We start from the raw sequence: 13,903 nt of genomic DNA on the forward strand, positions 1-13,903 counted from the left end.
AACCGTGGAAGAAGTGATCGAACAACTGCGTGAAGCCAACGAGCCGGTACCGGTGCCGCTGGAGCTGCCCGACGAAGATCAGTTGGTCGAGGTCGAAGAACAGCTGTTCATCAACATTCCGTTCGTGTTCAAGGAGTTCCTGCTGACCGTCAGCGATGTCGTGTACGGATCGCTTGAACCTGTGACCGTCACCGACCCGCAATCCCACACCTACCTGCCGGACGTTGCCTCCAATGCCTGGGACGCCGGCGTACCGCGTGACCTGATCCCACTGTGCCAGGACGGCGACGACTACTACTGCGTCGAGGAAGACGGCACTGTGGTGCTGTGGTCCGCCGAAGAAGAAATCGTCACCGAAGAGAGCTGGGAATCCGTTTGGCACTGGGCACGGGATGTCTGGCTGGAAAGCTGAATGAGAAATACCCGCATAAAGTAATGGCTCATGGCCATTGAATACCCGTAAAATCGCCAGGCTTTCTGCGCCTGGCGACATTGCTACCGCTCCATCCCCTCGGACGACGATGAGATCTCGCGCAGAGAGCGTTTCCCCCTAGTGCGTATGATCGCGGCTGTTCTCCAGCGTCTCCAGCAAAGCGATCTGCATCCGCGTATGCACGCGGATGAACCAGCGCCACAGCAACGCCACGACCCCCGCCGCCACCACCGCAATGATCAACAGCAGCTCGCTGGTTGGCAGAATGCTTGCCGACAGTGCCGACAGCAGCAGGAAGATCACCAGCAGCGACAGCAGCGGAATCACCTCGGCGACCACCCTGCGCACACGTTGCGTGTGCCGCCCGGCCATCTCCGGCTTGACCCCCATCTCCGCCAGCAACATCGACAGCGCCTTGAGCTTGCGGTACGCCGCAATCAGGAACGGCAACGACAGCAGCAGCGCCGCGCCCCAGATCAACGCCTTCTGCTGGCTGACGTCAGTCACCCATTCGTTGAGCCATTCGCCGATGCGGCCGGCGAAGTATCCGCCACTGAAGAAGATCGCGATCACCAGCGCCAGGTTGACCCCCACCTGCAGCAGGATGCGCCGGATCATCGCCGCCAGCATCGCGCCCTCGCCCTGGGGTTGGATGCTGCGCAACCACTCGCCATACAGCGACAGCACCCGCGACAGGCGGCTCGGCATCACCTTGCCCAGCTTGATCGACAGCGGGTCGGCCGCACGGATCAGGTAGGGCGTGAGCAGCGTCGTGATGGCCGACACCGCCACCGCGACCGGGTACAGGAAGTCGCTGGTGACCTGCAGGGTCATGCCCAGCGCAGCGATGATGAACGAGAACTCACCGATCTGCGAAAGGCCCATGCCCACCCGCAGCGAGGTGCGCCCGTCATTGCCGGCGATGAATGCGCCCATGCCGCAGGAGAGCATCTTGCCCAGCACCACTGCCAGGGTGATCACCACGATGGGCCAGGCATACTCGAGCAGAATCGAGGGGTCGATCATCAGGCCGATGGCAACGAAGAAAATGGCGCTGAACAGGTCGCGTACCGGCTCGATCAGCCGCTCGATCTTCAGCAGCTGGCGCGATTCGGCCATGATCGCGCCGATCAGGAAGGCCCCCAGCACCATGCTGTACTCAAGCTTGACCACCAACAGGCAGAAACCGAAGCACAGCCCCAGCACGGTAATCAGCAGCATTTCGTTGCTTTCGAATTTCGCCACATAGGCCAGCAGCCGCGGCACCAGCAGGATGCCGATGACCAGCGCGACGATCATGAACAGCGACAGCTTGCCCACCGTCGAGAACACTTCCCCGGAGCTGACCGTGCCACTGACGGCAATGCCCGACAGCAAGGCGATGATGCCGATGCCGAGGATGTCCTCGACGATCAGCACACCGAAGATCAACTGGGCGAAGCGCTCGTTCTTCATCTTCAGGTCGTTGAGCGCCTTGACGATGATGGTGGTCGAGGAAATGGCCAGGATCGCCCCGAGGAACAGCGAGTCCATGGTGTTCCAGCCGAACCAGCGGCCGATCTCGAAGCCGATCCAGATCATCAGCACGATTTCCAGGAACGCGGCAATGAATGCCGTGGCCCCGACCTTGAACAGCTTGCGCAGGCTGAACTCCAGGCCCAGGCAGAACATCAGGAAGATCACCCCCAGTTCGGCGAGGGTCTTGATGGTGTCTTCGTCGTGGATCAGGCCGAAGGGTGGGGTGTGCGGGCCGATGATGAAGCCGGCGACGATGTAGCCCAGTACGACGGGCTGCTTCAGACGATGGAAGAGGATGGTGACCACCCCGGCGACCAGCATGATCACCGCCAGATCCTGGATGAAGCTGATGGCATGCATGGCGCGAGTACTCCTTGTGTCGATGCACGTGGCGGACCACTCCTCCGTCGGAAACGTCTGACGCAGAAAGCAGGCACATACTGTTGTAATTAGCGGAAAAGCCCACGTTGCATGGGCCCCGTCAGGTTAACATCGCACCTTGCCGCAAAATGCCGATGCAATATGCAGAAACAGATCGGCCGAACCGGCGCCTCTGATGGCAAGATCGGCGTGACGATGGAGCGTCAGCCGACGTCCCGTACCAGGATGGGAAACCTCTATGAGGGGAACAGAAGTGTCAGCAGATACCAGCCCCGCTTCAGCGCAACTTCACCGTGAGCTCACTATGGAACCTGGAAACGCCCAGTTGACTATGACCGTCCTGATGACACCGGACATGGCCAACTTCTCTGGCAACGTACACGGCGGCACCCTGCTCAAGTACCTCGACGAAGTCGCCTACGCCTGCGCCAGCCGTTATGCCGGCACCTACGTGGTCACCTTGTCGGTGGACCAGGTGATTTTCCGCGAGCCGGTGCACGTGGGTGAACTGGTGACCTTCCTGGCGTCGGTCAACTACACCGGCAACACCTCGATGGAAGTGGGCATCAAGGTGGTCACCGAGAACATCCGTGAGCGTTCGGTACGCCATTCCAACAGCTGCTTCTTCACCATGGTCGCGGTGGACGATGATCGCCGCCCGGTGAAGGTGCCGCCGCGCCAGCCGCTGAACAGCGAAGAGAAGCGCCGCTTCCTGCAGGGCCAGCAGCGCCGCCAGATCCGCCAGGAGCTGGAACAGCGCTATCAGGACCTGAAGACCGATTCGATCTAGGGGCCGAGGTAGCGCCTCGTACCCTGCGGGAGCGGCTTGAGCCGCGAAGCAAGCTATGCGGTGGATGGCACCGGCTTCGCCGGTGTTCGCGGCTACGGCCGCTCCCACAGGGTTCGCACGAACCCTATAGGGCCCGAGGAAAAATCAGACTGCGATCCGCTGCGCCTCGAAGCGCACGCGCGGATGGGCAATGCGGTCCTGGGCCCGCACCAGTTGCAGTTCGTAGCTGGCGCAGGCCTGGGTTTCCAGCAGCACCTCATGCACCGCGGCCGCGGCGAACTCGAACGCCTGCACCCAGCTGTCGCCGAGCAGCACCCGGGCCAGGAACAGCCCTGAAGTGAGGTCGCCTACCCCCACCGGCTGGCGCGGGAAGGCCAGCAGCGGGCGACGCAGGTGCCAGCTTTCCTTGGCCGTCACCAACAGCATCTCGAATGCATCCTCCGCACGCCCCGGGTAACTCAGGTGCTTGACCAGCACCACCTGCGGCCCACGCTCCAGCAGCCCGCGGGCCATGCCCACGCAGTCTTCAAGGGACTGCGCCTTGCGCCCACAGAAGCTGTCCAGCTCCAGCTGGTTGGGGCAGAGGATGTCGGCTTGGGCAACAGCCTGCTCGAGCAGGAACTCACTCACCTCGGCGGGCACAATGCAGCCCTTCTCGGCGTGGCCCATGACTGGGTCGCACAGGTACAGCGCCTTGGGGTTGACCGCCTTGATCCGCGCGACTCCGGCCAGGATTGCCCGCCCTTGCTCGGCACTGCCCAGGTACCCCGACAGCACCGCATCGCAATGGCCCAGTTCGCCGATGTTGGAAATGCCTTCCACCAACGCAGGAATTTGCGCTGGAGCAAGCACTTCCCCCGACCACTGTCCATACTGAGTGTGGTTGGAGAACTGCACGGTGTTGAGTGGCCAGACGTTGACCCCGACCCGTTGCATCGGAAACACCGCGGCGCTGTTGCCGGCATGTCCAAAGACCACGTGGGACTGAATGGCGAGCAGATGCGGTGTACGTTTCATGCAGGACTTTTCCGAAACTGTGTGAACAAATGTGCGGCCCGCAGTATGAACCCGAATGCCATCTGTACGACAGGCCAGCGGCGCTTTAAGCTGGCTTGACCTGTCTGGAGCTTACGCAAATGCTGACCCTCGAAAACGTCTTTGTCCTGATGCTGGTGGCGACCGCCGGCGCCTGGCTGTGGCACAACCACGGGCTGCGCGAAAAAGCCCTGGCCCGGGTAAAGCAGCATTGCGAAAAGCTCGACCTGGAGCTGCTGGACGACGCCGTGGCGCTCAAACGCATCGCCTTCGTGCGTGACGCCAATGGCCGCAAGCGCCTGGCACGCATCTACAACTTCGAGTTCACCGTCACCGGCGAGCAACGCCACCCGGGCACCGTCACCCAGTTCGGCGCGCACAGTGTGCAGATCGAGCTGGCGCCCTACCCCTTCGAGATCAAGACCCCACCGCGCACCGACAACGTCATCGAGATGCAGCAGTGGCGCCAGGAGCACAACCGCTGGCGCAACTGATCAGCCACCCAGTCGGCACGCCGCCAGCGCGGCTTGCAACTCGGCCAGGGGCTGGGCCTCGGCGAAGATCAACTCCAGGCGTGAATCCCTGCGCCACTCGCTTGGCAGCCACTCAGGTTCATGACCTTCAAGGCCGTTGAATGACTCCCAGCCCTGCGGGCTGTGGATAACCCCCTTGGCCCGATGCCATGGCCAGGCATGCAGAAAGGCCTTCAACTGCGCAGGATCGAAACGCTGACTGGGGTGCCAGCGCCAGCCCACACTCCAACCCCCTTCACCCTCATGGGCCTGGCAGATCGGCTGGGAAGGATCTGTCCACAGCGCTGACAGCGCCGTAGCGGGGTTGTCCACAGCCAGTTGTCGCAGGGCTGCATCGACGTCGCCGACTGTGGACAAACCAGGCAGGCGGTTCAACGGCAACGCTCCATGATCCGTCCAGACCCCCGGCACACCGGGGAATCGGGCAGTTATCAACAAGCGCTTGGCTTCATCCACAGATGCCGACTTGTTGAAAACCAATAGCGCGGTTGCCGATAAAGCCGCCTGCTGCGCGTCAGGCAGCGGTTCATCCTTGGCCAGCGCCTGGGCATCCAGCACCATCAGCAACGGTTGCACGGCCAGTACACCCTGCCACGGCGCCTGCCCCAGCTGCTGCAGCAATTGCCGCGGATGGCCCAACCCAGAGGGCTCGATGAACAGCCGGTCCGGGCGCGCCTTGCGCAGCAAGCGGCCCAGGCCAACCTGGAACGGCATGCCATTGACGCAGCACAGGCAGCCCCCCGCCACTTCACCGATGGCAATGCCATCGTCATCCCGCGCCAGCAGTGCCGCGTCCAGGCCGATCTGCCCGAACTCGTTGACCAGCACCGCCCAGCGCTCGTTGGCCGGGCGCTGCGCCAGCAGCTGGCGAATCAGGCTGGTCTTGCCGGCGCCCAAAGGACCTGCGATTACATGGGTGGGAATGTTCTGCAACATTGGTAGGTATCGGGCTAGGGGGTGGCCCACTATGCCCCGTCAGGCCAGCCAGTCAAGGCTGAGCAGCAGGCGTCGCTCGCCGGGCGCCGTCAGCGGCGAACGGTGGACAAGGCCTGCACCTTCATTGCCCAGCCACTTCTCGCCCTTGAGCAGCGCCACGTCCCCCGCTGCCAGCTGGCGGATGTTATCCACAGCAGGCTGATCGCGTTGCAACCTTGAACGGTCTATCGCGCCCTCCTCCAGCCATTGGCTGCCGCTACCGGCATAGGTGGTGAGCAGGCGCACCGGCACGTTATCCACATGGAAACGCGGGCACATCGCGCCATCCAGCACCCGAATGCGCAAGCCGATGCGCCGTGCACCCAGCAGGCAGGTGTAGGCCGCCACCAGCCACGCCACATCGGCAACGAAACCTTCGTAGCCATGCAGGTCGGCCGTTTCCCTGAGCAGCCCCGGCAGCTGTGGCGGCTGCTGCTCGTCAACATCGATCACCCGCTCGTCCGCCAGTGACTGGCCAAGGCTCAGCACCAGGGCACAGAAATCCTCGACCTGGGCGGGCAGCTGGCGCTGCCAGACGGCGAGATTCACGCCATCCTTGAGCATGTCCGTCATCACCTTGGGTGACGGCCCGAAGACCTGGCAGATATCCACAGCCCGGGAAGCCAGCATCATGCCGCCTCCTCCTCGAACCACGGGCCGAACGGATCTGCCAGGCGCAACCAGCCCATGGGCCCCAGCGCCATCTCTTCCTCACTCAGCAGGCAAGCGTCCAGCGCTGTGGATAACTGGGCGAAGTCGATGTTCTGCCCGATGAACACCAGTTCCTGACGGCAATCGCCAGTGTCCACCGACCATTGCTTGAGGATCGCCGCCTTATCCGCTTCATCTTGCGGCCATTGCTCACTGGGGACGAAGCGCCACCAGCGCCCGGCCAAACCGTGGCGCATCATGCCGCCCGCCTGTGACCAGCTACCGGCCTCCTGATACTTGCTGGCCAGCCAGAAAAACCCTTTTGAACGCAGCAGCCGTCCATTGCTCCAGGGCGTGTGGATAAAGTCGAAGAAGCGCTGCGGGTGAAACGGCCGGCGGGCCTGCCAGGTGGTCGCGGCGATGCCGTACTCTTCGGTTTCCGGCACGTGTTCACCGCGCAGTTCCTGCAGCCAGCCCGGCGCTTGCGCCGCCTGATCGAAGTCGAACAGGCCTGTATCGAGGATGCGCGACAAGGCAACCTGGCCCATGACCATCGGCACGATCTGCGCCCGGGCATTGAGGCTGCGCAGGATGGCGATCAACTCTTCGCGTTCGTGCTGGCCGATCAGGTCGATCTTGCTCAGCAGCAACACGTCGGCGAACTCGACCTGCTCGATCAGCAGGTCGCTGATCGAACGTTCATCCTCTTCACCCAGGGTCTCGCCGCGGCTGGCCAGGCTGTCGGCAGCCTGGTAATCGCGCAGGAAGTTGAGCCCGTCGACCACGGTGACCATGGTGTCCAGCCGCGCCATGTCCGACAGGCTGCGGCCCTGTTCATCGCGGAAGGTGAAGGTCTCGGCCACCGGCAGCGGCTCGGAGATCCCGGTCGACTCGATCAACAGGTAATCGAAGCGGCCCTCACGCGCCAGGCGCGCAACCTCTTCCAGCAGGTCTTCGCGCAGGGTGCAGCAGATGCAGCCGTTGCTCATCTCCACCAGTTTTTCTTCCGCGCGATTGAGGCTGACGTTGCGCTGTACTTCGCTGGCGTCGATGTTGATTTCGCTCATGTCGTTGACGATCACGGCGACCCGCAGGTTATCGCGGTTACGTAAAACGTGATTGAGCAGCGTGCTCTTGCCGGCGCCGAGGAAGCCGGACAGCACGGTGACAGGAAGACGGTTGGGCATGACGGACCTCATCGGGCGGGCGCATTCGAAACGATGCATTGCGCCATGTTATATTATAACAATACAATTTCGCCAAGCCGTCTCGACCGAAGGGTTGCCTGGAGTGCCTCATTGATGAAATTGCCTCGCGCCAGCGCATTGTTGCTGCTGATTGCCCTGCCGGCCTCTTTGCTGGCCATGCCCCGCACCGACCTGGCGCTGTGTACCCGCAGCGCCACGCTATTGGCCTGCCAGGACAGCAAGGGCAACTACTACAGCGTGCGCAGCGCAGGCAGCACCTTCTACCTGCGCGGTTATGAAGTGCAGGGCAAACGGCTGTGGGCACAAACCAACAGCCGCTACGGCGCGCTCACTTTCTTCACTGGCCTGGCCAGCGATGGCGAAGCCTGGGTCGGTTACAGCCGGCGTATCGGCTGGACCACGCTCAATCGCGTCTCGAGCTCCAGCGGCCAGCGCTTCGACCTGCACTGCAGCCTGCTCGGTGGTTGCCGTTGAGCCCTACTTTTTAGGACAGCACTTATGACCAGTCTCAGCCTCTCCCTGCCCGACATCGCCACGCAAAGCAGCCAACACAGCCTGCCGCTGGACTGGGTGGGCATGTGCGGTATCGCCCTGCCGCTGCAAGTGGAAGGTCGCAGCCTGAGCGCCCACGCCAGCGCAGGCGTCAGCCTGGACGAAGGGGCTACCCGGGGTATTCACATGTCGCGCCTGTACCTGGCGCTGGAAACGCTCGAACACCACCCCTTGAGCCTACCGCTGATTCGCCAGACCCTCGAGCAGTTTCTCTCCAGCCACCAGGGCCTTTCCAGGACCGCGTACCTGCGGCTGGAATTCGATCATCTGCTCAAACGCCCAGCGCTGATCAGCCCGCTGGCCGGATGGAAACGCTATCCGGTGCGGCTCGATGCACAGCTAAAAGATGAAATGTTCCACGTGGAACTATCCGTCGATATTCCCTATTCCTCCACTTGCCCCTGCTCGGCCGCACTGGCCAGGCAGCTCATCCAGGCACAGTTCGACCAGGACTTCGCCAGCCAAACGCTGGATCGGGAAAGCGTGCGCCAATGGCTGGGCAGCAGCAGTGGCATCGTCGCCACACCTCACAGCCAACGGAGCATGGCCAAGCTGCAGGTGCGGCCGGGCGCTGAGGCGTGGCCATTGACCGAACTGATCGACCAGGCCGAGCAAGCCTTGGGGACAGCCGTGCAAACCGCCGTGAAGCGTGCCGACGAACAGGCCTTCGCCCTGGCCAACGGGCAGAACCTGATGTTCTGCGAGGACGCCGCGCGGCGCCTGCACCTGGCCTTGCGCCAGTTGCCGTGGGTGAGCGCGTTCAGCGTGCGCGTGGAACATGCAGAAAGCCTGCATGCCCACGACGCTGTCGCTGTCAGCCGCTGGAAGTGGTGATCAGCTGCGGGGCTTAACAGTGCCGCAGTCATTGCCCAACCATACCGCCCGCGTGTCCATGCTGCCCTGCTGCTGCACGCCCGATGCGTTGAACGTACCGTTGACCTTGGTCAGGAACTCCTTGTCGCTCAGGAAGGTGGCCTGGCCTTGCCCCTGGGCTTTCGGGCAACTGAACTGGAACTTCCAGACATTGCCGGTGCGGTCGGTGATCTTCTGGGTGCAGCCCGACTGAGGGTCTTGCAGCGGGATGTCGTTGGTCTTGACCTGCTCCGGGGTCAGGCACGAGCGCACACCCTTGCCACCCACGCTGATACCTTGCTTGGCCAAGGCACCTTCCATCATCGCCCGCTGCTCCGGCGGCAGATTCTTCAACTGGCCGAGCATGAACTGCATGTCGGGTAACGGCTTGCCATCGACCTGCATGTTGCTGGTGGTCAGCTCCCACAGGCCGGGTTGCAGCATCTGCGCGTGAACCAACGGGCTACCCAGGCCCACGAGCAGGGCGAGCAGTGGCAGACGAATCTTCATGGATGAAAGCTCCTCGAATTACCGGCTCCGGCCGGACTGTGCCGTTAGACGTCATTTTCCCTTGCAGGTTGCAGCCACCCCCACGAACGTGGTCTGTTAAGGGCAGTGCTCACGGCAAGCAGGATGCGTATGGATTACCACAGCCCCTACTTCTTCGGTTACGTGCTCGGCCTGATTCATCTGCTCGGCATGATCGCGGCGCTGCACGCCGTGTTCACGGTACGCACCGCCCAAGGTGCGATCGCCTGGGCCATGCCCCTGTTCTTCATTCCCTACTTTGCGCTCATCCCCTACCTGATCTTCGGGGCCCGCTCGTTCTATGCCTACATCAATGCGCGCCGTCAGGCCAACCAGGAGATGCACGTGGCCATGGCCAATCTCAACTGGCGGCCGTGGGTGGAGGAAGCCCTGACCGCGCGCGAGTCCGACAGCTATGCGGCCCTGCGCGCCATGCCCAAGCTGGGGCGCATGCCGTGCCTGGCCAACAATGAAGTGAAACTGCTGATCGATGGCGAAGCCACCTTCAAGGCGATCTTCGCCTCCATCGACAAGGCCCGTGACACCGTACTGGTGCAGTTCTTCATCATCCACGACGACGGGCTCGGCCGAGAGCTCCAGCAGTTGCTGCTGCGCAAGGCGGCCGAGGGCGTGCGGGTGTTCGTGCTGTACGACCGGGTTGGCAGCCACGCGCTGCCGGCCAGCTACAGCCAGGTGCTACGCGACGGCGGCGTGCAGATACAAGCATTCGCCACCCGCCGCGGCCTGTTCAACCGCTTCCAGGTCAACTTTCGCAACCACCGCAAGATCGTCGTGGTGGATGGTCTGCTGGGCTTTCTCGGTGGGCATAACGTCGGCGACGAGTACCTCGGCGCGCACCCGCGCCTGTCGCCGTGGCGCGATACCCATGTGCAGATCAGCGGCCCGGTGCTGGCCTGCCTGCAGGAGTCGTTCGCCGAGGACTGGTATTGGGCTACGCGCCAGCTGCCGCCACTGATCCTGCCCGACACCTACCCCGAAGACGGCGTGCTGTGCCAGGCCTTGGCCAGCGGCCCGGCCGACCCCCAGGAAACCTGCGCGCTGTTCTTCCTCGAAGCTATCCACTCGGCCACCCGCCGGGTCTGGATCACCAGCCCGTACTTCATCCCTGACGAAGCGATCTTCGCTGCCCTGCGCCTGGCCGTGCTGCGCGGCGTCGATGTGCGCATCCTCATTCCCTCGCGCCCCGACCATCGCATCGTCTATGCCGCCTCCAGCCTGTTCGCCTTCGAGGCGGTGCGCGCAGGCGTGCGGTTGTTCCGCTATCAACCGGGGTTCCTGCATCAGAAAGTGGTGCTGGTGGATGATGAGGTCACGGCCATTGGCAGCGCCAACCTGGATAACCGTTCCTTCCGCCTGAACTTCGAGATCACCCTGCTCACCGTGGACCGCGCCTTCGCCGACCAGGTCGAACAGATGTTGGTGAACGACTTCGAACAGGCCAGGGAGATCACCGCCGAGGACAGCCGCGACACCCATCGCCTGCAGCAGCTGGGGATGCGCATCGCGCGTTTGATTTCGCCGATCCTGTAGCGCCCCGGCGTGCCTCACAGGGGCACGCCGGGCAGCCCGTCAGCGATAGATGTCCTCACGCGTCCATGGCAGGTCGTGATGGCCATCGGCGTAAGGCTTCACGGCGAGGATCTGGTGCAGGTTCATCCAGCCCTTGCTGAAGGCGTAGGCGCAGCCGGCCAGGTACAGGCGCCAGATCCGCAGGGTCTTCTCCGGCACCAGCGCGGCGGCGCGGTGCAACTGGTTCTCGAGGTTCTCGCTCCAGTGGTTGAGGGTCTTGGCGTAGTGCAGGCGCAGGCTCTCCACGTCCACCACCTCAAGCCCTGCCTCGCAGATACGCGCACTGATCATGGAGATGTGCGGCAGCTCGCCGTGGGGGAATACGTAGCGGTCGATGAACGCGCCCGCGCCACGGCCCACCGGCCGCCCGTCCACATGCTTGGCGGTGATGCCGTGATTCATCACCAGCCCGCCTTCGCGCACCGCGCTGAACAGCTTGCGGCAATACAGTTCGAGGTTGGCGTGGCCGACGTGCTCGAACATGCCGACGCTGACCACCTTGTCGAAGCGGCCATCCTCGGGCAGGTCACGGTAGTCGAGGATGTGCAGGTCGACCTTGTCGGCCAGCCCCTCTTCCTTGACCCGCTGCCGGCCCAGTTTCAACTGCTCTTTGCTCAGGGTGATGCCGTACACCCTGGCGCCATACTCGCGGGCGGCAAACCGCGCCAACCCGCCCCAACCGCAACCCACATCGAGCAAGTAGTCACCGGCCTGTAGCCGCAGCTTGCGGCACAGGTGATCGAACTTGTCCTGCTGGGCCTGGGCCAGGGTGTTGTCCGGTTCTTTGAAATAGGCACAGGAATAGACCATGTCCGGGTCCAGCCACAGCTGGTAGAACGCATTGGACAAGTCGTAGTGGTAGGAAATGGCTTCAGCGTCGGTGTTCTTGTCGTGAGAGGTACGCTGCGGCAGCACGTCGTCCTCGTCCTTGAGCAGCGTTTGGCTAAGCTCGTCACACACCCGGATCACTTCACCGATGTCGCCTTCGAGTTCCAGCTTGCCTTCGACGAAGGCCGAACCCAGTGCTTCCAGGTTGGGATGGGTCAACTGGGCGATCAGCTGAGGGTCCTTGACCACGATGGTGACCTGCGGGCTAGGACCCAGATCGAACTGATTACCGTCCCACAGCTTGACGCGCAACGGTATGTCCAGGCTCTGCAAAACGGGTGGAAGTTGCGCAAGCATTCATGACCCTCCCTATCACGGATTCGGAACGCCACGTCTTATCAAGTCGGACGCCACCGCCTGAGGGTAGTTCATTTGTGCGAAGTTTCCGTTAAGCGCGACCATGGTCTAGAACTTTCTGGCACGGCAAACTCAGCGGATTGTATACAATCCATCGCACTCAGACTAACCTTATGCCCCTCTTCGCTTCCTCACCCTTGGAGTAACTAACCCATGAAATCCTATGACGTGGTGATCATCGGCGGCGGCCCGGGCGGCTACAACGCGGCGATCCGGGCTGGCCAGCTGGGCATGAGCGTGGCCTGCGTGGAAGGCCGTTCGACCCTCGGCGGCACCTGCCTGAACGTCGGTTGCATGCCCTCCAAGGCACTGCTGCACGCCTCCGAACTGTTCGAGGCGGCCAGTGGTGACGAGTTCGCGCACCTGGGCATCGAGGTCAAACCGAGCCTGAACCTTGCGCAGATGATGAAACAGAAGGACGAAAGCGTGACCGGCCTGACCAAGGGCATCGAGTACCTGTTCCGCAAGAACAAGGTCGACTGGATCAAGGGCTGGGGCCGCCTGGACGGCGTCGGCAAGGTCATCGTCAAGGCCGAGGACGGCAGCGAAACCACCTTGCAGGCCAAGGACATCGTCATCGCCACCGGCTCCGAACCGACCCCGCTGCCGGGCGTGACCATCGACAACCAGCGCATCATCGACTCCACCGGTGCCCTGTCCCTGCCCCAGGTACCCAAGCACCTGATCGTCATAGGCGCCGGGGTGATCGGCCTGGAGCTGGGTTCGGTGTGGCGCCGCCTGGGTGCCGAGGTGACGGTGATCGAATACCTGGACCGTATCTGCCCGGGCACCGACGAAGAAACCGCCAAGACCCTGCAGAAGGCCCTGGCCAAGCAAGGCATGGCCTTCAAGCTCGGCAGCAAGGTCACCCAGGCCAGCGCTTCGGCCGATGGCGTCAGCCTGACCCTGGAGCCGGCCGCTGGCGGCACCGCCGAAACCCTGCAGGCCGATTACGTGCTGGTGGCCATCGGCCGTCGCCCCTTTACCCAGGGCCTGAACCTGGAAAGCGTGGGGCTGCAGACCGACAAGCGCGGCATGCTGGTCAACGACCACCACCGCAGTGCCGTCCCGGGTATCTGGGTGATCGGCGACGTCACTTCCGGCCCGATGCTGGCGCACAAGGCCGAGGACGAAGCCGTGGCCTGCATCGAGCGCATCCACGGCAAGCCGCACGAGGTCAATTACAACCTGATCCCCGGCGTCATCTATACCCGCCCGGAGCTGGCCAGTGTCGGCAAGACCGAAGAACAGCTCAAGGCCGAAGGCCGCGCCTACAAGGTCGGCAAGTTCCCCTTCACCGCCAACAGCCGCGCCAAGATCAACCATGAGACCGAAGGCTTCGCCAAGGTCCTGGCCGACGCCAACACCGACGAGGTGCTGGGTGTGCACCTGGTCGGCCCGAGCGTCAGCGAGATGATCGGCGAGTTCTGCGTGGCCATGGAGTTCTCGGCCTCGGCCGAAGACATCGCCCTTACCTGCCACCCGCACCCGACCCGTTCCGAGGCCCTGCGTCAGGCGGCGATGAATGTGGATGGGATGGCGATGCAGATCTGATCTACCGGGGCCGCTGCGCGGCCCTTTTCGCGGCACCAGGCCGCTCCTACAGGAGATC

General features: G+C 63.1%; 14 protein-coding genes. 7 read left to right on the forward strand and 7 right to left on the reverse strand.

Features of this window, described 5'->3' with window-relative positions; genetic code table 11:
- The first annotated feature begins 4 nt into the window (after positions 1-4).
- A complete protein-coding gene (locus L6D77_RS11550; RefSeq protein WP_232883476.1) occupies positions 5-412 on the forward strand; it encodes an SMI1/KNR4 family protein in 408 nt (135 codons plus the stop codon).
- 138 nt (positions 413-550) lie between these two features.
- On the opposite strand, the gene L6D77_RS11555 is transcribed toward L6D77_RS11550, so the two are convergent.
- On the reverse strand, positions 551-2,311 hold the full coding sequence (locus L6D77_RS11555) for a cation:proton antiporter (RefSeq protein ID WP_232883477.1): 1,761 nt from the start codon (positions 2,309-2,311) through the stop codon (positions 551-553).
- Between the two features lie 325 nt (positions 2,312-2,636).
- Between L6D77_RS11555 and L6D77_RS11560 the strand changes: the two genes are divergently transcribed.
- Entirely contained in the window at positions 2,637-3,122 is a 486-nt protein-coding gene (locus L6D77_RS11560; RefSeq protein ID WP_232883478.1) for an acyl-CoA thioesterase, read from the forward strand.
- 144 nt (positions 3,123-3,266) lie between these two features.
- On the opposite strand, the gene pdxY is transcribed toward L6D77_RS11560, so the two are convergent.
- Positions 3,267-4,139 (reverse strand): pyridoxal kinase PdxY, encoded by an 873-nt coding sequence (gene pdxY / locus L6D77_RS11565; protein ID WP_232883479.1) that lies wholly within the window; start codon positions 4,137-4,139, stop codon positions 3,267-3,269.
- Positions 4,140-4,258: 119 nt separating this feature from the next.
- Between pdxY and L6D77_RS11570 the strand changes: the two genes are divergently transcribed.
- Positions 4,259-4,651, forward strand: a complete 393-nt coding sequence (locus L6D77_RS11570; protein WP_232883480.1) for a DUF3301 domain-containing protein — start codon at positions 4,259-4,261, stop codon at positions 4,649-4,651.
- Here L6D77_RS11570 and L6D77_RS11575 read toward each other — a convergent pair whose 3' ends face one another.
- The 3 genes from L6D77_RS11575 to zigA are packed head-to-tail and all read right to left on the reverse strand — an operon-like array spanning position 4,652 to position 7,503.
- On the reverse strand, positions 4,652-5,626 hold the full coding sequence (locus L6D77_RS11575; protein ID WP_232883481.1) for a CobW family GTP-binding protein: 975 nt from the start codon (positions 5,624-5,626) through the stop codon (positions 4,652-4,654). It abuts the gene before it with no gap.
- 39 nt (positions 5,627-5,665) lie between these two features.
- Entirely contained in the window at positions 5,666-6,298 is a 633-nt protein-coding gene (locus L6D77_RS11580) for a DUF1826 domain-containing protein (protein ID WP_232883482.1), read from the reverse strand.
- Entirely contained in the window at positions 6,295-7,503 is a 1,209-nt protein-coding gene (gene zigA, locus L6D77_RS11585) for a zinc metallochaperone GTPase ZigA (protein WP_232883483.1), read from the reverse strand. Before zigA ends, L6D77_RS11580 begins: the two co-directional genes overlap by 4 nt.
- A 114-nt stretch (positions 7,504-7,617) precedes the next feature.
- On the opposite strand from zigA, the gene L6D77_RS11590 reads away from it, so the two are divergent.
- Together L6D77_RS11590 and folE2 are read left to right on the forward strand one after the other, a co-directional pair.
- Positions 7,618-7,998: a glutamine synthetase gene (locus L6D77_RS11590; protein WP_232883484.1), complete on the forward strand. Its 381-nt coding sequence runs from the start codon at positions 7,618-7,620 to the stop codon at positions 7,996-7,998.
- A 24-nt stretch (positions 7,999-8,022) separates the two neighbouring features.
- Positions 8,023-8,910: a GTP cyclohydrolase FolE2 gene (gene folE2, locus L6D77_RS11595; protein ID WP_232883485.1), complete on the forward strand. Its 888-nt coding sequence runs from the start codon at positions 8,023-8,025 to the stop codon at positions 8,908-8,910.
- Here the strand turns inward: folE2 and L6D77_RS11600 are convergent, their stop codons facing one another.
- A complete protein-coding gene (locus tag L6D77_RS11600) occupies positions 8,911-9,438 on the reverse strand; it encodes a DUF3617 domain-containing protein (RefSeq protein ID WP_232883486.1) in 528 nt (175 codons plus the stop codon).
- Between the two features lie 129 nt (positions 9,439-9,567).
- On the opposite strand from L6D77_RS11600, the gene cls reads away from it, so the two are divergent.
- On the forward strand, positions 9,568-11,007 hold the full coding sequence (gene cls / locus L6D77_RS11605) for a cardiolipin synthase (RefSeq protein WP_232883487.1): 1,440 nt from the start codon (positions 9,568-9,570) through the stop codon (positions 11,005-11,007).
- 39 nt (positions 11,008-11,046) lie between these two features.
- Here the strand turns inward: cls and cfaB are convergent, their stop codons facing one another.
- A complete protein-coding gene (gene cfaB / locus L6D77_RS11610; protein ID WP_232883488.1) occupies positions 11,047-12,231 on the reverse strand; it encodes a C17 cyclopropane fatty acid synthase CfaB in 1,185 nt (394 codons plus the stop codon).
- Between the two features lie 213 nt (positions 12,232-12,444).
- On the opposite strand from cfaB, the gene lpdA reads away from it, so the two are divergent.
- Positions 12,445-13,845 (forward strand): dihydrolipoyl dehydrogenase, encoded by a 1,401-nt coding sequence (lpdA, locus tag L6D77_RS11615; protein WP_232883489.1) that lies wholly within the window; start codon positions 12,445-12,447, stop codon positions 13,843-13,845.
- The last annotated feature ends 58 nt before the right edge of the window (positions 13,846-13,903 follow it).

Origin of the sequence: Pseudomonas parasichuanensis, from assembly GCF_021601385.1 — a bacterium.
GTDB classification, from domain to species: domain Bacteria; phylum Pseudomonadota; class Gammaproteobacteria; order Pseudomonadales; family Pseudomonadaceae; genus Aquipseudomonas; species Aquipseudomonas parasichuanensis.

Excerpts from the sequence above, each read along its gene's own strand:
- L6D77_RS11555 (WP_232883477.1), bottom strand. The coding sequence starts at position 2,311 with ATGCATGCCATCAGCTTCATCCAGGATCTGGCGGTGATCATGCTGGTC.
- L6D77_RS11560 (WP_232883478.1), top strand. The coding sequence starts at position 2,637 with ATGGAACCTGGAAACGCCCAGTTGACTATGACCGTCCTGATGACACCG.
- pdxY (WP_232883479.1), bottom strand. The coding sequence starts at position 4,139 with ATGAAACGTACACCGCATCTGCTCGCCATTCAGTCCCACGTGGTCTTT.
- L6D77_RS11570 (WP_232883480.1), top strand. The coding sequence starts at position 4,259 with ATGCTGACCCTCGAAAACGTCTTTGTCCTGATGCTGGTGGCGACCGCC.
- L6D77_RS11575 (WP_232883481.1), bottom strand. The coding sequence starts at position 5,626 with ATGTTGCAGAACATTCCCACCCATGTAATCGCAGGTCCTTTGGGCGCC.
- L6D77_RS11580 (WP_232883482.1), bottom strand. The coding sequence starts at position 6,298 with ATGATGCTGGCTTCCCGGGCTGTGGATATCTGCCAGGTCTTCGGGCCG.
- zigA (WP_232883483.1), bottom strand. The coding sequence starts at position 7,503 with ATGCCCAACCGTCTTCCTGTCACCGTGCTGTCCGGCTTCCTCGGCGCC.
- L6D77_RS11590 (WP_232883484.1), top strand. The coding sequence starts at position 7,618 with ATGAAATTGCCTCGCGCCAGCGCATTGTTGCTGCTGATTGCCCTGCCG.
- folE2 (WP_232883485.1), top strand. The coding sequence starts at position 8,023 with ATGACCAGTCTCAGCCTCTCCCTGCCCGACATCGCCACGCAAAGCAGC.
- L6D77_RS11600 (WP_232883486.1), bottom strand. The coding sequence starts at position 9,438 with ATGAAGATTCGTCTGCCACTGCTCGCCCTGCTCGTGGGCCTGGGTAGC.
- cls (WP_232883487.1), top strand. The coding sequence starts at position 9,568 with ATGGATTACCACAGCCCCTACTTCTTCGGTTACGTGCTCGGCCTGATT.
- cfaB (WP_232883488.1), bottom strand. The coding sequence starts at position 12,231 with ATGCTTGCGCAACTTCCACCCGTTTTGCAGAGCCTGGACATACCGTTG.
- lpdA (WP_232883489.1), top strand. The coding sequence starts at position 12,445 with ATGAAATCCTATGACGTGGTGATCATCGGCGGCGGCCCGGGCGGCTAC.